This window comes from Kitasatospora sp. NPDC092948 (assembly GCF_044754805.1).
GTDB lineage: Bacteria > Actinomycetota > Actinomycetes > Streptomycetales > Streptomycetaceae > Kitasatospora.
Genome location: NZ_JBIVPU010000013.1, coordinates 155228 through 175074, shown reverse-complemented (window position 1 = coordinate 175074; position 19847 = coordinate 155228). Strand labels below are relative to the sequence as shown.

Here is a 19847-nt window from a genome sequence, read left to right as displayed (position 1 = left end):
CGGCCTGCGGGTCCGTGCGTTGTGCCCCGCGGACACGCCCTTGTCCTCCCGCCCCTCCGTGACGAAGAACGTGAGCATGAGCATCGAGACCCCCCTGCTGACCTCCCTGCGCTCCCCGCGCGTCGTCGCCGCCCGCCGCCTGGCCAAGCGCAACCAGCGGAGCAAGGAGCGGCGCTTCCTGGCCGAGGGCCCGCAGGCCGTGCGGGAGGCGGTGGCGTTCGGGCGGCTGCCCGGCGGGGAGCACACCGTGGTGGAGGTGTACCTGACCCGGGAGGCCGCCGAGCGGCACGCCGAGATCGTGGCCACCGCGCACGCCGAGGGGCTGCCGGTGCTGACCGCCACCGAGGAAGTGATCGCGGAGATCTGCGACACCGTCACCCCGCAGGGCATCGTCGCGCTGTGCCGGTTCATCGACACCCCGTTCGAGCAGGTGCTGGCGGCCCGGCCGAAGCTGGTCGCGGTGCTCGCGCACGTGCGCGACCCCGGGAACGCGGGCACCGTGCTGCGCACCGCGGACGCGGCGGGCGCGGACGCGGTGGTGCTGACCGACGCGTCGGTGGACCCGTACAACCCGAAGGCGGTGCGGGCGTCCGTGGGCAGCCTGTTCCACCTGCCGTTCGCCACCGGTGTGCCGGTCGAGGAGGCGGTGGCGCGGCTGCGCGAGGCCGGGGTTCGGGTGCTGGCGGCGGACGGCGCCGGGCAGCGCGACCTGGACCAGGAACTGGACGAGGGCACCCTCGAGGGGCCGTGCGCGTGGGTGTTCGGCAACGAGGCGTGGGGCCTGCCGGAGGAGACCCGGGCGCTGGCGGACGAGGTGGTGCGCGTCCCGATCCACGGGCACGCGGAGAGCTTGAATCTCGCCACGGCCGCCGCCGTGTGCCTGTACGCCTCCGCGCGCGCCCAGCGCTCCCCCGGCGGGTGTCGCGGTACGGCCTGAGCGCGCTAGGGTCGGTCCTCAAAGCCGGTGCGGGGCGGGGGAGGACACCCATGGGCGGCGACGACGGCTTGGCGACCCTGGACCCGGACGACCTGCCGGACGGGCTGGTGATCGCGGACGCGCACGGCCGGGTGGCGGTCTTCAACCGGGCCGCCGAACGGATCACCGGCCGCTCCGCGCCGTGCGCGATCGGCATGGAGCTGGAACAGGCGCTGCCGCTGGAGGACCTGGACGGCCGGCGCTGGTGGCAGCTGACCGATCCGTACGGCGGCCTGGCGGTGCGCCGCGGCCAGCCGGAGCGGAACCTGCTGCTGCCCGGCGGGCGCGAGGTGCTGGTGTGCGCCCGGTACGTGCGGGAGCGGCCGGGCGGGCCGGTGCGGCGGGTGGTGGTGACGCTGCGCGGCACCGAGGCGCGCCGGCGGACCGAGCGCAGCCACGCGGAGCTGATCGCGACCGTCGCGCACGAGCTGCGCTCGCCGCTGACCAGCGTGAAGGGGTTCACGGCGACGCTGCTGGCGAAGTGGGAGCGCTTCAACGACGGCCAGAAGCGGGTGATGCTGGAGACCGTCGACGCGGACGCGGACCGGGTGACCCGGCTGATCGCGGAGCTGCTGGACATCTCGCGGATCGACGCGGGCCGGCTGGAGATCCGCCGGCAGCGCCTGGACCTGGCGGCGGCGGTGCGCCGACACGTGGAGGGGAAGGTCGCGGCGGGCATCCCCGAGGAGCGGTTCGACATCCGGGTGGCGGGGCCGCTGGGCGAGCAGTGGGGCGACCCCGACAAGATCGACCAGGTGCTGGCGAACCTGCTGGAGAACGCGGTGCGGCACGGCGAGGGCACCGTGACCATCGAACTGGGTCCGGCGAAGGACGTGGTGGAGGACGCCGGGTCGCTGCCCCGGCTGATCGAGGGCACCGCCGTCACCGTCAGCGACCAGGGCGCGGGCATCGCGGAGGAGGCGATGCCGCGGGTGTTCACCCGGTTCTGGCGGGGGTCCAAGCGCGGCGGGACGGGCCTGGGGCTGTACATCGTGAAGGGCATCGTGGAGGCGCACGGCGGGGTGATCCGGATCAGCCGCGCGGACGGCGGCGGCGCCCGGTTCCGGTTCGTCCTCCCGGCGGGCATCCCCGACTTCATGCTCTGAGGCGCCCCGAGCCCGACCGTCCCGCGGTCGCCCAGCGTGGCCGGTCGCGGCCTGCGACTACACTCGACCCTTGGCGTTCTCGCGGACGCCCGGCGAGGCAGCAGACCTGATCACGAGCAGGAGCACGGGAAGCATAGAGATGTCGGCACCCAACAAGTCGTACGACCCGGTCGAGGTCGAGGCCCTCAAGCCCGAGGTGGTGGAACAGGCCCGGGACGAGGCGATCGCCGCCTTCGCCGCCGCCGCCGACCTCGACGAGCTCAAGCAGGCGAAGGTCGCGCACACCGGCGACCGCTCCCCGCTCTCGCTCGCCAACCGTGAGATCGGCGCGCTGCCCCCGCAGGCCAAGGCCGCCGCGGGCAAGCTGATCGGCCAGGCCCGCGGAGCGGTGAACCAGGCCCTCGCCAAGCGGCAGACCGAGCTGGAGGCGGAGCGCGACGCCCGGGTGCTGGTCGAGGAGGCAGTGGACGTCACGCTGCCCTACGGCCGCGTCCCGCGCGGTGCCCGGCACCCGCTGACCACGCTCGCCGAGCGCATCGAGGACACCTTCGTCGCGATGGGCTACCAGGTGGCGTCCGGCCCCGAGGTCGAGGCGGAGTGGCTGAACTTCGACGCCCTGAACCTGCACGCCGACCACCCGGCCCGTTCGATGCAGGACACCTTCTTCGTCGAGGCCCCGGACGGCACCGCCGACTCCGGCATGGTGCTGCGCACCCAGACGTCGCCGGTGCAGATCCGGGCGATGCTGGCCGGCGAGCCGCCGCTGTACGCGGTCTCCCCGGGCCGGGTGTACCGGACCGACGAGCTGGACGCCACGCACACCCCGGTGTTCCGCCAGGTCGAGGCGATCGCGGTGGACGAGGGCCTGACCTTCGGCCACCTGAAGGGCACCATCGAGGTGCTGGTGGAGAAGCTGATCGGCGGCGGCCTGGAGCTGCGCTGGCGGCCCTCGTACTTCCCGTTCACCGAGCCGAGCGCCGAGATCGACCTGCAGTGCTTCGTGTGCCGCGGCGCCTCGGTGGGCAACCCGGACCGCCCGTGCCGGACCTGCTCCTCGGAGGGCTGGATCGAGCTGGGCGGCTGCGGCGTGGTCAACCCCCGCGTGCTGGTCGCCGCGGGCATCGACCCGAACCGCTACAGCGGATTCGCGTTCGGCCTGGGCCTGGAGCGGATCCTGATGAACCGTCACAACGTCGCCGACATGCGCGACATGGTCGAGGGTGACGTCCGCTTCACCCTCCCGTTCGGGATGGAGATCTGATGCGCGTCCCGCTTTCCTGGCTGCGCGAGTACGTCGACCTGCCGGCGGGCGAGACCGGACGCGACGTCGCGGCCCGGCTGGTCCGCGCGGGTCTCGAGGTCGAGACGGTCGAGCAGCTCGGCACCGACATCAAGGGCCCGCTGGTGGTCGGCGAGGTCCTCTCCATCGAGGAGCTGTCCGGCTTCAAGAAGCCGATCCGGCACTGCTTCGTCAACGTCGGCGGCGCCAACGGCACCGGCGAACCGCAGGAGATCGTCTGCGGCGCGACCAACTTCCGGGTCGGCGACAAGGTCGTGGTGATCCTGCCCGGCGGCGTGCTGCCCGGCCCGTTCCCGATCGCCGCCCGGCAGACCTACGGCCACACCTCGGCCGGCATGATCTGCTCGGCCCGCGAGCTGGGCATGGGCGACGACCACAACGGCATCATCGTGCTGCCGCCGGAGTTCGAGCCCGGCACCGACGCGATCGAGCTGCTCCAGCTGGTCGACGAGGTGCTCGACATCGCCGTCACCCCGGACCGCGGCTACTGCCTGTCGATGCGCGGCGTGGCCCGCGAGGCCGCCGCCGCGTACGGTCTGCCGCTGGCCGACCCGGCGCTGCTGGACGTGCCGCCGGCGAACTCCTACGGCTACCTGGTGAAGGTCGCCGACCCGGTCGGCTGCGACCGCTTCGTGGCGCGCACCGTCACCGGTGTGAACCCGGGCGCGCAGTCGCCGATCTGGCTGCAGCGCCGCCTGCAGAAGTCCGGGATCCGCCCGATCTCGCTGGCCGTCGACATCACCAACTACGTGATGCTGGAGGTCGGCCAGCCGCTGCACGCGTACGACCGCGAGCGCGTCGACGGGCCGATCCTGGTCCGCCGCGCCGCCGAGGGCGAGACGCTGACCACGCTGGACGGCGTCGAGCGCAAGCTGTCCGCCGAGGACCTGCTGATCTGCGACAACTCCGGTCCGATCGGCCTGGCCGGTGTGATGGGCGGGGCGAGCACCGAGATCCTGGAGCCCGTCACCGACCCGGAGACCGGCGTCGTCACCGGCAGCACCGAGATCGTCATCGAGGCCGCGCACTTCGAGCCGGTCGCGATCGCCCGCGCCGCGAAGCGCCACAAGCTGCCCTCCGAGGCGTCCAAGCGCTTCGAGCGCGGCGTCGACCCGGAGGCCCCCCGGGCCGCCGCGCAGCGCGCCGTGGACCTGCTGGTGCTGATCGCCGGCGGCACCGCCGAGGCCGGCGTCACCGACATCGCCGCCCCGCGCCCGGTGCGCACCATCACCATCGACGCCGGCCTGCCCGACCGGGTGGCCGGCGCCGAGTACGGCCGCGAGACCGTCACCCGCCGCCTCCAGGAGGTCGGCTGCTCGGTCGTCGGCGCGGACGTCCTGGAGGTCACCCCGCCGTCCTGGCGGCCCGACCTGACGGACCCGTACGACCTGGTCGAGGAGGTCGTCCGGCTGGAGGGCTACGACAACGTCCCCGCCCGGATGCCGGTCGTCCCGCCGGGCCGCGGCCTGTCGGAGGCGCAGCGCTTCCACCGCCGGGTGGGCGTGGCGCTGGCCGGCGCGGGCTACGTGGAGATCAACGCGTACCCGTTCGTCGGCGAGGCCGCGTTCGAGGGCCTGGGCTTGGACGCGGACGACGCGCGCCGTCGCACCGTGAAGCTGGTCAACCCGCTGAACGACGCCGAGCCGGCGCTGCGCACCACGCTGCTGCCGGGCCTGCTGGGCGCGCTGCGTCGCAACGTGGGCCGCGGCAACACCGACCTGGCGCTGTTCGAGACGGGCACGGTGTTCCTGCCGAAGGCGGAGCCGAAGGTCGCGCCGCGGCTGCCGGTGGACCGCCGGCCCACCGAGGAGCAGCTGGCCGAGCTGAACGCGGCGCTGCCGGACCAGCCGCGCCGGGTCGCGGTCGCGCTGGCCGGCGAGCGGCTGCCGTCGGGCTGGTGGGGCAAGGGCGCGCCGTCCGGCTGGGCGGACGCGATCGAGGCGGCCCGTACGGTCGCCGCGGCCGCGGGCGTGGAGCTGACGGTCCGTCAGGCGCAGTACGCGCCGTGGCACCCGGGCCGCTGCGCCGAGCTGCTGGTCGGCGACGAGGTCGTCGGCCACGCCGGTGAGCTGCACCCGCGGGTCATCAAGGCGCTGCACCTGCCGGAGCGGACCTCCGCGATGGAGATCGACCTGGACCTGGTGTTCGAGGACGGCCGCCGGGTGTCCGGCCCGCCGGTGTCGGCGTACCCGGTGGCGACGCAGGACGTGGCGCTGATCGTGGACGCGGGCGTGCACGCGGCGGACGTGGAGTCGGCGCTGCGCGAGGGCGCGGGCGAACTGCTGGAGTCGCTGCGGCTGTTCGACGTGTTCACGGGCGAGCAGGCCGGTGCGGGCAAGAAGTCGCTGGCGTACACGCTGCGCTTCCGTGCCGCGGACCGGACGCTGACCGCGGACGAGGCGTCGGCGGCCCGCGAGTCGGCGGTCGCGGTGGCCGCGGAGCGCACCGGCGCGGTGCTGCGCGGGGCCTGACGGTACGGCAGGAGCCCCGCCGGGCCGGGACCTTCGGGTTCCGGTGCGGCGGGGCTCTGTCGTGTCACGGGGTCACTTGCAGGTGGTGGCCTTCAGCGCGGTGACGATCTGGTCGCCCTGCTGCGCGGTGAGGCCGCTCTTGAGTTCGGCGAACCCGGTCGCGGCGACCTGTCCGAGGCCCGTGCTGTCGCTGCTGCTCTTCCTGATCTCCTTGCAGACCTCGGCGGCGGCGTCGATGGCCTTCTGCTGGTCGTCGATCAGGGCCGGGTCGATGTCCTTCAGGTCGGTGAGCATGGTGATCTCGGCGTCGACGGCCTGGTCCCAGTTGTCGTCCGAGGGGGACGCGGCGGCGGCGGGCTTCTTGGCGTCGCTCTTGGAGCCCGGGAAGTCGCACGAGCTGAGGGTGAGGGCGAGGCCGAGGGCCAGGCAGCCGACGGCGGTTCGCGTGATGACGGATCGCATGGGGGACACTGTGCCAGACCGCCGCCGGGTGGCGGGCCCGGTCTCGAAAAGGTGTGCGGGCTGCCGCGGTTGACACTCCGGGCGGTCGTGCTGCTATGGTCCGTCCGTCGGTCTCCGAACGCGCCCGCGGCAGCGTCGGAGGCTTTTTTTATGGCTTCTGACACGGTGTGGGGTACGGGGGACGGTGGGTCCGCCCGTCCGGTGGGCTATGCGGCGCTGCTGCGGCAGCGCGAGTTCGCCGGGTTGTACGTGAGTTTCTCGTTGACGGCGGCGGCGGGGACGCTGGCGGACTTCGCGTTGGGTTCGCTGGTGCAGGCGCGGACCGGGTCGCCGCTGCTGACGGCGTTGAGCATGTTCGGGTCGTCGTTCGCGGCGGTGGCGGGCGCGTTGACGCTGATGTCGGTCGCGGACGGCGGCCGGCCGCGGCGGACCCTGGTGGCGTTGCACGGCCTGTGGCTGGCGGCGGTGGCGGCGCAGGCCGTGCCGGGGCTGCCGCTGCTCGCGCGGTTCGGGCTGCTGCTGGTGGTGGGGTTCTTCCAGTCGTTGGGCACGGGCGCCCGGATGGGGCTGCTGGCGGAGATCGTCCCGGTGTCCGGGTACGCGCCGGCGCGGTCGCTGATGAACATGACGGCGGGCGGTGCGTCGGTGCTCGGGTTCGCGCTCGGCGGGGCGCTGCTGACGGTGCTGAGCCCGTATCAGGTGTTCGGCCTGGCGGGGGTGTCGGGGGCGCTGGCGACGGTGGTGGTGGCGGCGACGGTGCGGGAGCGTTCGGTGCGGGCGGCGCGCCGGCCGGGCCTGCGGGAGACCTGGCAGGGCAACGCGGCCCTGCTGGGCCGGCCGGGGCGGCGGGCGCTGCTGCTGAACCTGTGGGTGCCGAACGGGCTGGTGGTGGGCTGCGAGGCGCTGCTCCTGCCGTACGCGCCCGGCCGGGCGGGGGTGCTGCTGGCGGCGGGTTCGGCGGGGATGCTGCTGGGCGACCTGGTGACGGGCCGGCTGCTGGACGCGGCCGCCCGGGCGCGCTGGGCGTTCGGGCTGCGGCTGCTGCTGGCGGGGCCGTTCCTGCTGCTGGCGCTGCGCCCGCCGGTGGTGGTGGCGGCGCTGCTGGTGGGTGCGGCCGGGGTGGGGTTCGCGGCGACGCTGCCGTTGCAGGAACGGCTGTTGGCGTTGACGCCGGACGCGGAGCGCGGCCAGGTGCAGGGCGTGGAGTCGGCCGGGCGGATCACCTGGCAGGGCATCGGCGCGGCCGTCGCGGGCGCGGTCGCGCAGGTGGTCGAGCCGGGGTGGACGATCGCACTGCTGGCGGCGGCCTCGTTGGCGGTGACGGCGGCCTCCCGCCGGGCGGTGCGGCGGGAGGCCGCGGCCGTCACAGCGGGCGGTGCATGACGTGCGGTCCGACGTAGCCGTGCACGGGGTGGTGGAAGCCCTCGGGGACGGTGCCGAGGACGCTGAAGCCGAGCGACCGGTACAGCTGCACGGCGCGGGTGTCGGTGGCGACCACGGCGTTGAACTGCATGGCGCGGAAGCCCTGTTGGCGGGCCCGGTCGAGGCTGTGCTCGCACCGGGCGCGGCCGGTGCCGCGGCCGGAGCGGTCGGGGTCGACCACAAGCCGGCGCCGGCGACGTGCGCGCCGTTGCCCCACTGGTTGGTGTTCATCCTGGCGGTGCCGACGACCGTGCCGTCGTCGTCGACGGCGACGACGGTGCGGTTCGGGGCCGTCAGCAGCCAACCAGTCGCGGGCGGTGTCGGCGGTGGGCCAGCGGTTTTCCGCCGCAAACTTTGGCGAGTACCCGTCAGATGCGGTCGGACGTCTTGCGGGCGCGGTGGACGGACGCTTCAATCCTGGTTAGGAAACTTTCCTAACCCTCTCCTGCGGGCACCCTCATGCCCGCAGCCGGCCGACGGAGCGTCAGATGCAGACCAAGCACCGCACCACCCGCGCCGCCCTCGCGGTCCTGTTCGCCGCCCTCCCGCTCACCCTGGCGGTCGCCGGGACGGGCACCGCCGCCGCCGCGTCGGTGGGCCTGGACGACGCGCACAAGAAGGAGATCGCCATGGAGCTGGTCTCCTCGGCGGAGAACTCCTCGCTCGACTGGAAGGCCCAGTACCAGTACATCGAGGACATCGGCGACGGCCGCGGCTACACCGCCGGGATCATCGGCTTCTGCTCCGGCACCGGCGACATGCTGGACCTGGTGCAGCACTACACCGATCTGAAGTCCGGCAACGTGCTGGCGAAGTACCTCCCCGCGCTGAAGAAGGTCAACGGCAGCTCCTCGCACTCCGGCCTCGGCACCGCCTTCGTCAACGACTGGAAGACCGCCGCCAAGGACACCGTCTTCCAGACCGCGCAGAACGACGAGCGCGACCGGGTGTACTTCAACCCCTCGGTGAAGCAGGCCAAGTCCGACGGGCTGCGGGCGCTCGGCCAGTTCGTCTACTACGACGCCATCGTGATGCACGGCCCCGGCACCGACTCCGACTCCTTCGGCGGGATCCGCGCCGCCGCGATGAAGAAGGCCAAGACGCCCGCCCAGGGCGGCGACGAGGCGACCTACCTGAACGCCTTCCTGGACGCCCGCGCGGTCGTCATGAAGAAGGAGGAGGCGCACGCCGACACCAGCCGGATCGACACCGAGCAGCGGGTGTTCCTGAACGCCAAGAACTTCGACCTCAACCCGCCGCTGAAGTGGAAGGTCTACGGCGACCCGTACCAGATCAACAGCTGAGCGGAACTCCTGGGCGGCGTCCGGCTCCCGCACCGCGCGGGCCGGGCGCCCTCCGTGTTGTCGATGGTTCGTCAACACACGTGATGCGCACCGTTATTACAACTCGGACACAATCGGACGCCGCGCCCCGACCGGTCGGTAGCCTCGGCCCCGACCCGCGCCCGTTTCCGAGGGGGAGCCATGCGCATCCGCGCGACCGTCACCGCCGCCTGCCTGGCGGCCGTCCTCGCGGTGAGCGGCTGCGCACCGGCCGGCGACAGGTACGGCCTGGCCGCGGACACCGACCGGGGCAGCGGCGACGTCGAACTGACCGCCTGCGCCGTCGACGACCAACTTCACTGGCCCGCCGCCACCGTGCGGATCACCAACCACTCCGCCACCACCAGCAACTACGTGGTGCAGATCGCCTTCCTCGACGGCGCCGGCCGCCAGGTCACCGAAGGCGTCGCCGCCGCCAGCAGCCTCGCCCCCGCACAGGACACCCTCCAACAGGCCCAGGGCACCGCCGACCCGAAAGGCCCGGTCAGCTGCCGGGTCGTCGACATCGCCCGCTACGCCACGCCCTGAAAACACCTCCGGCCGCCCCCGGACGAAGCAGGGGACGGCCGAAGGCCACCGACGGAACGTCAGGCGGTGTAGTCGTAGAAGCCGCGGCCGGACTTGCGGCCCAGCAGGCCCGCGTCCACCATCCGCGACAGCAGCGGCGGCGCCGCGAACAGCGGCTCCTTGTACTCCTCGTACATCGACTCGGCGATCGAGACGATGGTGTCCAGACCGATCAGGTCGCACAGCCGCAGCGGGCCCATCGGGTGGGCGCAGCCGGCCTCCATGCCCTTGTCGATGTCCGCGGCCGTCGCCACGCCCGACTCGAACATCCGCACCGCCGACAGCAGGTACGGCACCAGCAGCGCGTTGACCACGAAACCGGCCCGGTCACGGGCCCGGATCGGCTCCTTGCCGAGCGCCTCGACGGCGAACTGCTCGGCCCGGGTGGTGGTCTCCGCCGAGGTGGTCAGCGTCGGAATGACCTCGACCAGCTTCTGCACCGGCGCCGGGTTGAAGAAGTGCAGGCCGATCACCTGCTCCGGGCGGCCGGTCGCCGCGGCCAGCTTCACGATCGGGATCGAGGAGGTGTTCGACGCCAGGATCGCGTCCCGGCGGGACACCACCTGGTCCAGCGTCTGGAAGATCTTGACCTTGACGTCCTCGCGCTCCGCGACCGCCTCGACCACCAGGTCCCGGTCGTGGAAGTCCGCCAGGTCGGTGGTGAACGCCAGCCGCGACAGCGCCTCGTCGCGCTGCTCCTCGGTCAGCTTGCCACGCCGAACAGCGGTCTCCAGGGAGTTGGTCAGCCTGGTCCGGCCCAGCTCCAGCGCCTCGCCACTGGCCTCCGAAACCAGCACGTCCAGGCCGGAACGGGCGAAGACCTCGGCGATGCCCGACCCCATGAGGCCGCAGCCGACTACTCCGACGCGCGCGATGTCACTCACTCAGATGCCCTTCACGTGGAGCTGGGGATCACCCAGCCGGTGGTGTCACGGCCGCCGCGCCCCGGTCGAGGCCCGACGGTCCGCCCGGACGACGGTACTACCTGCCTTAACGCTCGTTCACCCCGGACCGCTCCCCGGCCCCGGTCTTCCGAACGGGTGAGCACCGGCGGTGCGCCCGCACCCGCCCCGCGGCCGGGGACCAGAATGCGAACGTCCAGCCGCAGGAGGGAGCAGGCAGATGGGAACCGGATCACTCGCCGGCCAGGTCGGACTGGTCACCGGCGCCGGGCGGGGCATCGGACGGGAGATCGCCGTCGGCCTCGCCGCCGAAGGCATGGCCGTCGCCCTGCTCGGCCGCACCCAGCAGACGCTGGTCGACACCCTCAAGGAGTGCGTCCGGCACGGATCGCGCGGCGTCGCCGTCACCGCGGACGTCAACAACCCCGGCGCCGTCCGCGAAGCCGTCCGCGCCGTCGAACGCGACCTCGGCCCCGTCGACCTGCTGGTCAACAACGCCGGGCAGATCGACCGCGCCGAAGCCCCGATCTGGGAGACCGACCCCGTCCAGTGGTGGCAGGTCGTCGAAACCAACCTGCGCGGCCCCTACAACCTGCTGCGCCACGTCCTGCCCGGCATGGTGGAACGCCGCCGCGGCCGGGTCGTCAACCTCAACAGCGGCTTCGCGCTCCGCCCCGACGGCCGCTACACCGCGTACGCCACCTCCAAGGGCGCGCTGCTGCGGCTGTCCGACAACATCGCCGACTCGGTCGGGCAGCACGGCGTCGTGGTGCTCGACATCAGCCCCGGCGCCGTCGAGACCGACATGACCGCGGGCCTGCCGATGTTCCGGGGCAAGAAGGACTGGAACTCCATCCCCTACATGGTCGCCGTCACCGTGGACGCCGCCCGCGGCCGGTTCGACGCCCTGCACGGCCGCTTCCTGCACGCCGGACGCGACAACCTGGAGACCCTGGTCGGCGCCGCCGAGGCCATCCGCTCCGCCGACGCGCGCACGCTGCGGCTGCGGCCGTACGGGCCGGACGATCCGATGGCCTGACGGCGCGCCGGGGTTCGTCGGCGTTCGTCGGCGCTCGTTGGCGTTCGTCGGTGTTCGTCGGTGTGTGTCGGTCGCGTGTTGTTGTGCGCGTCAGTCGTGCGTCAGTCGTGCGTCGGTCGTGCGGTGTCACAGGTCGAGCAGGGCGGCGAGGTCGGCGTCGGGGAGCGAGCCCGCCGCGCGGCCCTCGCGGGCGAAGGCGCCGGAGAGCTGCTGGAGCGCCTCGTTGATCGGGGTCGGCACGTCGTGCAGACGGCCGAGCAGCACGATCTCGCCGTTCAGCCAGTCCGTCTCGATGTCGCCGGTGCCGCGGGTCAGACTCTGCCAGGACGAACCGCCGCCGCGCTCGATGCCCTCCAGCGGCACCAGCGTCACCCGGTCACCGCGCACCGCCCGCTGCTCCTCCGCCGACGGGTGGGCGATCCCGGCGGCCGCCAGCACCGCCCGGCCCTCCTCCCGGACCCGCTCCCACAGCTGCATGCGCAGCTCGCCGTCGATCGGGCCGCCCACCGCCTCCAGCGCGTTGCCGAGATTGCTCACCAGCTTGGCGTACTTCCACTCCATCACCCGCTCGGACACCGGGGCGTCGAAGAACGAGCCGGTGAGGTCGGCCGCCATCCGCTCGACCAGGCCGTCCGTCCCCTGCGGGTAGCGGCCCAGGTGCAGGATGCCGGTGCGCGGCGAGCCCGCCGCCGAGACCCGGCCCGGCTCCAGGTGGGTGGACGGCAGCCACACGCACATGCCGTACACCCGGGCGAAGCGGCGCAGCGCCAGGCGCTCGTTCTCCACGCCGTTCTGCGCGCACACCAGCGGCAGCCGCTCACCGGCCGTGCCGCCGCCCGCGACCGGGCGGGGCGCCCACCGGTCGATCAGCTCGGCCGAGTGCTGGGTCTTCACCGCCAGCACCAGGACGTCGTCCGGCCGCAGGTCGATCTCCTCGGGCCCGCCGATCGCCGGGACGGGCAGCAGGTGCGCGCCGTCCGGGGTGGTCAGGTGCAGGCCGTCCTTGCGCAGCGCCGTGAGGTGCGGGCCGCGGGCGACCAGGACCACGTCGTGGCCGCTCCGGTGGAGACGTCCGCCGATGGTGCCGCCGACCGCGCCGGCGCCGAGGAAGATGTAGCGCATGGGCCGAGCATCGCACGCGTGGCGGGCGGAAGTTGAGGGTGGGGCGGGATTCGCGGCGGGGCTCTGCTACGAGCAGAGCTCGGAGGCCGTCACCGCGTGCAGGCCCTTGGCGTCCAGGCCGTCGAGGATGGCCGGCAGGGCCGCCACGGTGCCCTGGTGGCCCATGTGGAGGGCGACCACGGAGCCCGCCGCCGCGGACTTCAGCACCCGCCTGATCACGGTGTCCGGGCCCGGGTCGGTGTAGTCCAGCGGGTCCAGGTCGAAGGACAGTATGTGCTGGTAACCGACCTGCTGGGCCTGGGTCTTGACCATCTGCGTCGCGTACTGCGCGGCCGAGGGCCGGAACCAGCGGCCTATCGACCCGGTGAGGCGCTGCAGTCGCTCGGCGCACTGGGCTATCTCCTCGTGCGCCTGCTCCGGACGCATCGAGGATATGTCCAGGTGGTTCTGGGTGTGGTTGCCCAGTTCGTGACCGCCGTCGAGGATCCGCCGCGCCATCTGCGGCTGCTCGTCCAGCCAACTGCCCACCACCAGCACGGTCAGCCGCGCGCCGTGCTGCTCGGCGGCGGTCAGCAGCGCGGTGGCGACCGCCGGGTCGCCCTGCCCGTGGAACGTCAGGGCGAGCTGCGGGCGGGTGCGCGGGCCCGTGACGACCTCCAGCGGGGTGTCCGGGGCGAGCGGCGGCTGCGCGGGCGGTTCCCCGCCGGCCGGCCCCGGCTCCCCGGGGGACGGCTCACCGGCGGCCGGGCCCGGGCTCTCCGTCAGGTGCGACGGCTGCGGGCGGGCGGCGACGGACGCGGCTCCCGTGCGACCGCCGTCGGGCCCGGAGCTGCACGTGGCGGTGAGGCCGACGGTGGCGGTGAAGGCGGCCAGCCGGGCGGAGGAACGCAGAACACTGCGGCGGTCGAGTGTCATCGCGGCCACCCTATGCGGAGGTTCCGGGGGTGCGACAACGGCCACCGGCCGGACGAGTGGGGTTCCGGCGGCGGGCGGTGGGGCGGGCGGGTGCCGACGCGGTCGGTGGTGCGGGTGGTGCGGCGCGGGGGTGTCAGGCGGGTGCCGGGCGGCGGGTGGCGGGTGTCGGGCAGCGGGGGATGCGGGCGGTTCGGTGCAGGTGGTGTGGTGCGGGTGGTGCGGCGTGGGGGTGTCAGGCGGGTGCCGGGCGGCGGGTGGTGCGGGTCGGGCCGAGGAGCAGGGCGGCGGTGACCAGCGCGGCGCCGAGCAGTTGGAGCGGGGTGGGGGCGGTGGAGGCGAGGACGGCGCCGGACAGGGCGGCGGTGAGCGGGATCAGGCCGCCGAACAGGCCGGCGTGCTCCGGCGCGAGCCGGCTCAGCGCCGAGTACCAGAGCAGGAACGCGACACATGTCATCAGCAGCCCGAGGAACAGCAGGGCGAGCAGTTCGGCGATGGTCGGCAGACGCAGGGGCGCGGGGTCGACCGCGGCCGTCACGGCGAACAGCGGCACGGCGAGCGCGGTGGTGTACGCGGAGACCCGGATCGGTCCGAGCCGGGGCAGCAGCGGCACGGCGAGGAGCGAGAACGCCGCCTCGCAGAGCAGGGTGCCGGTGGCGCACAGCAGTCCGACGGTGTCGCCGGAGCCGAAGCCCTGGGTGAGCGCCGCGCCGATCACCACCAGGCCGGCCGCGAGGAGCAGCCGGGCGGTCGGCCGGCGACGGGCCAGCAGCGGGCCGAGGACGCCCAGCAGGAGCGGCGTGCAGCCGACGATGCTGCCGACCACGGCCGGGTCGGTGTGCCGCAGCGCCGTGACCATCAGCAGGTTGAACGCGAAGAGGCCGGTGGCGGCGAGGGCGAGCAGGAGCGCCCCCTCACGGACCGTCGGCCGGGCGGCAAGACGCCCCTGGCGGCGGGCCAGGGGGAGCAGCACGGCGGCCGCCAGGGTGTAGCGGAGGGCCTGGCCGGCGGCGACCGGATACGAGGAGAGGGTGGCGGTGACGCCGGTGGAGCACCCGAGGAGCGTCATCGCGGCGGCGGCCTGCAACGTGCCTGTGGCGCGGAAGGTGGTGGCGGTGGGCATGACTGCGACGCTAGGGGTGAGGTGGTCCGGTTCCCAGGGCCACTGAGCGGTTGTTGAAGGGGACCAATCGAGAGCGGTCGCCAGGGGTTCGTGGGCGCGCACGCGATGATGGCGGGCATGCGGGAGTTGCTGATTGAGCTGGGGGACGGGCCGGGAGGCCTCGCGGGGCGGTTGACGTGGGGGTTGCGGGCGGCGGTGCGGGAAGGGCGGTTGGCGGCGGGGGAGCGGTTGCCGGCGAGTCGGGTGCTGGCGGCGGAGTTGGGGGTTTCGCGCGGGGTGGTGGTGGAGGCGTACGAGCAACTCGTCGCGGAGGGCTACCTGGTGGGGCGGCGCGGGTCGGGGACGCGGGTCGCGGCGGGGGTGGCGCCGGCGGGGCCGGGAAGGGCGGAGCGGGCGGCGCCGGCCACCCCGCGGTACGACTTGAAGCCGGGCACCCCCGATCTGGCGGCGTTCCCGCGGGCCGCGTGGGCGGCGGCGGTGCGGCGGGCGTTGCAGGGCGCGGCCAACAGCGAGCTGGGGTATCCGGATCCGGCCGGACTTCCGCAGCTGCGCCGGGAGTTGGCGGCGTACCTGGGCCGGGTGCGGGCGGTGGTGGCACGGCCCGAGCAGGTGGCGGTGGTCAGCGGGACGGGGCAGGGGCTGGCGCTGCTGGTGCAGTTGCTGACGGCCGCCGGGCGGCAGCGGATCGCGGTGGAGGACCCGGGTTCGCCGGGCGCGCTGGAGCTGCTGCGGGCGCACGGGGTCCGTCCGATCGGTGTACGGGTGGACGAAGAGGGCCTGGTGGTCCGGGAGTTGGTGGCGAGTGGGGCGGACGCGGTGCTGGTCACGCCGGCCCACCAGTACCCGACGGGCGTGGTGCTGTCGGCGCGGCGGCGGACCGAACTCGCGGCGTGGGCGCGGGCCGGCGGGCTGGTGATCGAGGACGACTACGACGCGGAGTTCCGCTACGACCGTGAACCACTGGGCGCCGTCCAGGGGTTGGCGCCGGAGCGGACGGTGTACCTGGGCTCGCTCAGCAAGACGCTGGCGCCCGGACTGCGCCTCGGCTGGGCCGTCCTGCCGGAACAGCTGGTGGAGGAGTTCGCGCACGCCAAGCAGTACGCCGATCTCGGCACCGGCGTGATCGACCAACTCGCCTTCGCCGCACTGCTGGAGAGCGGCGCTCACGACCGGCACCTGCGTGCCGTCCGCCCCCGCTACCGGGCCCGCCGCGACACCCTGGTGGCGGCGCTGCGCCGACACCTGCCCGGCGCCGAACTGCGGGGCGTCGCCGCCGGGTTGCACCTGTACGCGGACCTGCCGGACGGTGCGGACGAGCAGGCGGTGGCGGACGCGGCGCTGCGCCGCGGGGTGCGGGTGGCGACGGTGGCGCCGGGTCGGATCGCCCCCGGTCGGCCGGCAATCGCCCTGGGGTACGCGGGAGTTGCCGAGCAGCGGCTGCGGGATGCGGCGGCGCTGCTCGGCGAGGCGGTGCGGGAGGCGAGCTGACTGCGCGCCGGCCCCGCCATTGATGGGCCGGCGGTACGTCAGCCGACGTTCAGGTGGCTGGTGGCGGCGTACATCAGGGTGACGAGCAGGAGCAGTACGGCGGTCAGGTAGATGGACTGGACCAGGCCGCGCTGTTGGCGCGGGGCGTGGGCGATGGCCGCGCCGGCGGCGATGCCGGTGAGCAGGCCACCGAGGTGGCCCTGCCAGGAGGCGAAGGTCGCCGAGACCACCATCCACATCAGCAGGGTGGCCATCATCTGGTTGCCGCCGAGCGGGTCGTAGCCCTGGCGGCGGCTGAGGATCCAGTAGCCGCCGGCCAGGCCGAAGATCGCACCGGACGCGCCGACGGTCAGCGTGTGCGGGGCGATCAGGTAGACCAGCGTCGAGCCGCCGAGCGCGGACAGCAGGTACAGGCCGGTGAACCGCAGCACGCCGAGGCGGTCCTCGACGACCCGGCCGAGCGACCACAGCCAGTACATGTTGAACACGATGTGGACGACCGCCATCGGACCGAGGAAGGTGTCCGAGTCCGGCGACAGGTGCAGGAACGTTCCGGTGAACAGCCGGTACCACTCGCCGTGCGCCACGCCGGCCGGGTGGAACAGCGTCGAGATGTCGTCCGGGTCGTCGTGCGGGTCGTTCTGCAGCAGCGCCGAGCCGAGCATGGCGAACCGCTGAACGGTCTCCGGCCGGACCACCTCGACCACGTACGCGGCGATGTTCAGCGCGATCAGCACGATGGTGGCGTACGGCCGGGAGGTGATCCGGCCGCCGAACGCGGTGCGGGCCTGCCGGACGCCCTGCCGGCCGGACTTGACGCACTCCACGCACTGGTAGCCAACGGCGGCGTCACGCCGACAGTCCGGGCAGACGTAACGGTCGCAGCGGCTGCAGCGGACGTACGACTCGCGGTCGGCGTGCCGGAAGCAGGTCGGTGACGGGGCCTCGGGAGCGGAGGCTCCCGAGGCGGGTTCTGCGGCGTCCAAGACGGGCCTCCCCTGGGCGGTGGTACTCGGCCGCGGGGGCGTCCACGGCGATGATCCACGGCGAAACGGCGCTCACCCTAGAGCACCGCTCGGACGGGCGGCACACCAGCCCTGCCCGGCCTCCTGCCAGGTACGCGCGGGGCGGTTCGGCTGCGGTTCGGCCGAGGTCCGGCCGCGGTTCGACCGCGGATCGACGCTGCCGGTCACGGGGGGAGGGCCGGCCGGCGGCACCGGCCGAAGGCGCGTTGCCGGTTCGGTCGGAGTGCTGCGCGGGCGGCGGCCGGCGGCCCGCTCGGTGTGCCGTTGCCCGCTCGGTGTTCCGGCAGCCCGGGCGTCGTCCCGCAGTCTGTGCGGCGTCAGCGGCGGGTCGCGCTGAGGACGGTGAACTTCGGACTGCCCGCGACGGTGCGGCAGTTGCCGAACAGGCGGCGGAGCTTGACGTGGTAGCCGAGGTGGCGGTTGCCGACCACGCGGAGTTCGCCGCCCGGGCGCAGGACGCGGCGGGCGCCGGTGAACATGCGCCAGGCGATGGCGTCGGTGGTGGCCTGGTGGGAGTGGAAGGGCGGGTTCAGCAGGACCGCGTCCACCGAGGCGGTCGGGACGTCCGCGAGGGCGTCGCCGACCAGGAACTCGGCGGGGGCGTCCGGGCCGAGGGCGGCGCGGAAGGTCTCCTCGGCGGACGCCACGGCCTGGAACGACTCGTCCACGAAGAGGAGTTCGGCGTGCGGGGCGGTCAGGGCGGCGGCGGTGCCGACGATGCCGTTGCCGCAGCCGAGGTCGACCACCCGGCGGGCGTTGCCCAGGTCGGGCAGGTGCTGGAGGAAGAACCGGGTGCCGATGTCGAGGCGGTCCGCGCAGAACACGCCCGCCTGGTTGGTGATCTGACGGCCCGACAGCACGCCGATGCCGTCCGGGAGTCGGTAGCGCAGCGGCCACGGGTTGGCCGGGCGGTCGAGTGCCCCGTCGGGCGTGGTGTGGATCAGGCGGGCCTTGCGGACGGCCAGCGAAGTGCGGGTCGGGCCGAGGATCCGCTCGAACAGCTGGAGGGTGGAGGTGTGGATCTCGGTCACCATTCCGGTGCCGACCACCACCGTGCCCGGGTGCAGCGCGGGCGCCAGGCGGTGCAGCTGGTCCTCCAGCAACGCCAGGCTCTTCGGCACCCGCACCAGCAGCACGTCGATCCGGGCCGGCGGCTCCTGCTGCGTGCTGCGGACGTCCACCCGCGCCGGGTCGAGGCCGTTGCGGGCCAGGTTCGCGCCGATCGCCCGGGCGGACAGGTACGAGTCGGTGATCGCCGTCAGCGACCCGGCCGTCCCCGCGAGCGCCGTGGACAGGGCGCCCCAGCGGTCGCCCAGGACCGCCACCGCGCCGTCCGGCGAGACAGGCCCGGCGCTGTCCGACCCCTCCTTCAGGTACCGCAGCAGGTACTCGTCGGCGGCATCCCAGGCGCGCAGCTGCTCACGCGGGTTCTCCGGGAATCGGGCCAGCTCGAAGGTGCCCCAGGCGGTGGTGAAAGAGTTGTTCATCGTGCCCCCAGGCTATCGGAGGGGGTGGGGGTCGCCGGACGGCGACAGAGCGCGAGGGGGCGGCATGCGACGGCGGGACAGGGTGGTCGGGGCGGTACTCGGCTCGGCGGTCGGCGACGCGCTCGGCGCCCCGTTCGAGTTCGGCCCCGCCGGGGCGTTCGGAAAGCGTTTTCCGCAGGTGGCTGGCGAGGGCTTTCCGGAGGTGGCTGGCAAGCGCTTTCCGCAGGCGGCCGGCACGGGCTTTCCGGAGGTGGTCGGCAAGCGCTTTCCGTACGCCGCGTCGATGTGCGGTGGCGGCGGCTGGAACCGCGGCGAGGCCACCGACGACACCCAGATGGCCGTCCACCTCGGCGAATCACTGCTCGAAGCGGGCGGCCTCGACCTGCCGGGGATCTTCGACCGGTTCCGGGCCTGGGCCGCCGCCGGCCCCAAGGACATCGGCATCCTCACCGAGTGCGTGCTCGGCAGCGGGCTGCCCTGGGACCTCGCCGCACAGATCCACTTCCAGACCGAGGGGCGGGCGGCCGGCAACGGCGCACTGATGCGAGCCGTCACCGCGGCCGTCCGGTTCGCCCCGCAGGGCCGCGACGCCACCATGGACGCCGCCCGCCGGATCACCGCACTCACCCACGGCGACGGCGCGGCCTGGGAAGGCACCGCGATCCTGCACGAACTGCTGCGCCGCGCGCTCGACGGCGAGGACCCGCTCGCCGCGCTGCCGGCGACCCTCGCCGCCGTCCGGGACGAGCACCGCGAACGCTGGGCGAGCGTCCTTGCCGAGGACTGGCACCCGTCCCTCGCCACCGAGAGCAACGGCGCCGTCTGGCCCTGCCTGGGCTCCGCGATCTGGGCGCTGCGCACCACCGCAGACTTCCCGGCCGCGCTGCGCGCCGTCATCGACCTCGGCGGCGACACCGACACCACCGCCGCCGTCACCGGCGCCCTCGCGGGCGCGGTGCACGGCGTCGACGCGATCCCCGAGGAGTGGCTTGCGCCGCTGCACGTGCCCCTCCCGCCGACCGAACGGGTGCTGAGGGCAGGGGAGTTGACGGCACTGGCGGAGGCGCTGGACGCGGCGGGGCAGGCGGCGGGCCGACGGCAG

Annotated in this window: 16 protein-coding genes and 2 pseudogenes; 10 read left to right on the top strand and 8 right to left on the bottom strand. The window is 73.9% G+C overall.

From position 1 onward, the window contains the following. Window positions 1–82 precede the first annotated feature (82 nt). From ACIQF6_RS29735 to pheT, 4 genes are all read left to right on the top strand, one after another. Complete coding sequence (locus ACIQF6_RS29735; RefSeq protein ID WP_400900487.1) at window positions 83–937, top strand: TrmH family RNA methyltransferase; 855 nt, start codon at window positions 83–85, stop codon at window positions 935–937. Window positions 938–987: 50 nt separating this feature from the next. After that, window positions 988–2082, top strand: coding sequence for an ATP-binding protein (locus tag ACIQF6_RS29730; protein WP_400900454.1), 1095 nt, complete (start codon window positions 988–990; stop codon window positions 2080–2082). Window positions 2083–2221: 139 nt separating this feature from the next. Next, a complete protein-coding gene (gene pheS, locus ACIQF6_RS29725) occupies window positions 2222–3343 on the top strand; it encodes a phenylalanine--tRNA ligase subunit alpha (RefSeq protein ID WP_100589939.1) in 1122 nt (373 codons plus the stop codon). Further along, a complete protein-coding gene (gene pheT, locus ACIQF6_RS29720) occupies window positions 3343–5853 on the top strand; it encodes a phenylalanine--tRNA ligase subunit beta (protein WP_400900451.1) in 2511 nt (836 codons plus the stop codon). Before pheS ends, pheT begins: the two co-directional genes overlap by 1 nt. 72 nt (window positions 5854–5925) lie before the next feature. On the opposite strand, the gene ACIQF6_RS29715 is transcribed toward pheT, so the two are convergent. Beyond that, on the bottom strand, window positions 5926–6315 hold the full coding sequence (locus tag ACIQF6_RS29715) for a hypothetical protein (protein ID WP_400900449.1): 390 nt from the start codon (window positions 6313–6315) through the stop codon (window positions 5926–5928). 150 nt (window positions 6316–6465) lie between these two features. Here ACIQF6_RS29715 and ACIQF6_RS29710 point away from each other — a divergent pair, with 150 nt between their 5' ends. Continuing rightward, complete coding sequence (locus tag ACIQF6_RS29710; RefSeq protein WP_400900447.1) at window positions 6466–7698, top strand: MFS transporter; 1233 nt, start codon at window positions 6466–6468, stop codon at window positions 7696–7698. Here ACIQF6_RS29710 and ACIQF6_RS29705 read toward each other — a convergent pair. Further along, window positions 7679–8040, bottom strand: a pseudogene (locus tag ACIQF6_RS29705) (GNAT family N-acetyltransferase); the annotation flags it as partial. The gene ACIQF6_RS29710 and the pseudogene ACIQF6_RS29705 sit on opposite strands and share 20 nt — an antisense overlap. 185 nt (window positions 8041–8225) lie before the next feature. On the opposite strand from ACIQF6_RS29705, the gene ACIQF6_RS29700 reads away from it, so the two are divergent. Together ACIQF6_RS29700 and ACIQF6_RS29695 are read left to right on the top strand one after the other, a co-directional pair. Beyond that, entirely contained in the window at window positions 8226–9041 is an 816-nt protein-coding gene (locus ACIQF6_RS29700) for a chitosanase (RefSeq protein WP_400900445.1), read from the top strand. A gap of 180 nt (window positions 9042–9221) precedes the next feature. Next, the gene (locus ACIQF6_RS29695; protein ID WP_400900443.1) at window positions 9222–9608 is read left to right on the top strand and encodes a hypothetical protein; all 387 of its coding nucleotides are present in this window, start codon (window positions 9222–9224) and stop codon (window positions 9606–9608) included. 59 nt (window positions 9609–9667) lie between these two features. Here the strand turns inward: ACIQF6_RS29695 and ACIQF6_RS29690 are convergent, their stop codons facing one another. Continuing rightward, window positions 9668–10531, bottom strand: coding sequence for a 3-hydroxybutyryl-CoA dehydrogenase (locus ACIQF6_RS29690; RefSeq protein ID WP_400900441.1), 864 nt, complete (start codon window positions 10529–10531; stop codon window positions 9668–9670). A 238-nt stretch (window positions 10532–10769) separates the two neighbouring features. On the opposite strand from ACIQF6_RS29690, the gene ACIQF6_RS29685 reads away from it, so the two are divergent. Continuing rightward, a complete protein-coding gene (locus ACIQF6_RS29685; protein WP_400900439.1) occupies window positions 10770–11588 on the top strand; it encodes an SDR family NAD(P)-dependent oxidoreductase in 819 nt (272 codons plus the stop codon). 126 nt (window positions 11589–11714) lie between these two features. Here ACIQF6_RS29685 and ACIQF6_RS29680 read toward each other — a convergent pair whose 3' ends face one another. From ACIQF6_RS29680 to ACIQF6_RS29670, 3 genes are all read right to left on the bottom strand, one after another. Next, window positions 11715–12710 carry a ketopantoate reductase family protein gene (locus ACIQF6_RS29680; protein ID WP_400900436.1) on the bottom strand — a complete coding sequence of 332 codons (996 nt, stop codon included), beginning with the start codon at window positions 12708–12710 and terminating at the stop codon, window positions 11715–11717. 66 nt (window positions 12711–12776) lie between these two features. Further along, window positions 12777–13625: a polysaccharide deacetylase family protein gene (locus tag ACIQF6_RS29675; protein ID WP_400900434.1), complete on the bottom strand. Its 849-nt coding sequence runs from the start codon at window positions 13623–13625 to the stop codon at window positions 12777–12779. 232 nt (window positions 13626–13857) lie between these two features. Further along, window positions 13858–14745, bottom strand: coding sequence for a DMT family transporter (locus tag ACIQF6_RS29670; RefSeq protein WP_400900432.1), 888 nt, complete (start codon window positions 14743–14745; stop codon window positions 13858–13860). 117 nt (window positions 14746–14862) lie between these two features. On the opposite strand from ACIQF6_RS29670, the gene ACIQF6_RS29665 reads away from it, so the two are divergent. Beyond that, window positions 14863–16233, top strand: coding sequence for a PLP-dependent aminotransferase family protein (locus ACIQF6_RS29665; protein WP_400900430.1), 1371 nt, complete (start codon window positions 14863–14865; stop codon window positions 16231–16233). A gap of 38 nt (window positions 16234–16271) precedes the next feature. Here the strand turns inward: ACIQF6_RS29665 and ACIQF6_RS29660 are convergent, their stop codons facing one another. Both ACIQF6_RS29660 and ACIQF6_RS29655 read right to left on the bottom strand, forming a co-directional pair. Further along, window positions 16272–17219, bottom strand: a complete 948-nt coding sequence (locus ACIQF6_RS29660) for a rhomboid family intramembrane serine protease (protein ID WP_400900428.1) — start codon at window positions 17217–17219, stop codon at window positions 16272–16274. A gap of 356 nt (window positions 17220–17575) precedes the next feature. Next, window positions 17576–18745 (bottom strand): methyltransferase, encoded by a 1170-nt coding sequence (locus ACIQF6_RS29655; RefSeq protein ID WP_400900426.1) that lies wholly within the window; start codon window positions 18743–18745, stop codon window positions 17576–17578. 64 nt (window positions 18746–18809) lie between these two features. On the opposite strand from ACIQF6_RS29655, the pseudogene ACIQF6_RS29650 reads away from it, so the two are divergent. Next, window positions 18810–19823: pseudogene (locus ACIQF6_RS29650) on the top strand (ADP-ribosylglycohydrolase family protein); the annotation flags it as partial. Window positions 19824–19847: the final 24 nt, after the last annotated feature.

Excerpts from the sequence above, each read along its gene's own strand:
- pheT (WP_400900451.1), top strand. The coding sequence starts at position 3,343 with ATGCGCGTCCCGCTTTCCTGGCTGCGCGAGTACGTCGACCTGCCGGCG.
- ACIQF6_RS29670 (WP_400900432.1), bottom strand. The coding sequence starts at position 14,745 with ATGCCCACCGCCACCACCTTCCGCGCCACAGGCACGTTGCAGGCCGCC.
- ACIQF6_RS29655 (WP_400900426.1), bottom strand. The coding sequence starts at position 18,745 with ATGAACAACTCTTTCACCACCGCCTGGGGCACCTTCGAGCTGGCCCGA.
- pheS (WP_100589939.1), top strand. The coding sequence starts at position 2,222 with ATGTCGGCACCCAACAAGTCGTACGACCCGGTCGAGGTCGAGGCCCTC.
- ACIQF6_RS29710 (WP_400900447.1), top strand. The coding sequence starts at position 6,466 with ATGGCTTCTGACACGGTGTGGGGTACGGGGGACGGTGGGTCCGCCCGT.
- ACIQF6_RS29665 (WP_400900430.1), top strand. The coding sequence starts at position 14,863 with ATGCGGGAGTTGCTGATTGAGCTGGGGGACGGGCCGGGAGGCCTCGCG.
- ACIQF6_RS29685 (WP_400900439.1), top strand. The coding sequence starts at position 10,770 with ATGGGAACCGGATCACTCGCCGGCCAGGTCGGACTGGTCACCGGCGCC.
- ACIQF6_RS29675 (WP_400900434.1), bottom strand. The coding sequence starts at position 13,625 with ATGACACTCGACCGCCGCAGTGTTCTGCGTTCCTCCGCCCGGCTGGCC.
- ACIQF6_RS29695 (WP_400900443.1), top strand. The coding sequence starts at position 9,222 with ATGCGCATCCGCGCGACCGTCACCGCCGCCTGCCTGGCGGCCGTCCTC.
- ACIQF6_RS29680 (WP_400900436.1), bottom strand. The coding sequence starts at position 12,710 with ATGCGCTACATCTTCCTCGGCGCCGGCGCGGTCGGCGGCACCATCGGC.
- ACIQF6_RS29730 (WP_400900454.1), top strand. The coding sequence starts at position 988 with ATGGGCGGCGACGACGGCTTGGCGACCCTGGACCCGGACGACCTGCCG.
- ACIQF6_RS29715 (WP_400900449.1), bottom strand. The coding sequence starts at position 6,315 with ATGCGATCCGTCATCACGCGAACCGCCGTCGGCTGCCTGGCCCTCGGC.
- ACIQF6_RS29700 (WP_400900445.1), top strand. The coding sequence starts at position 8,226 with ATGCAGACCAAGCACCGCACCACCCGCGCCGCCCTCGCGGTCCTGTTC.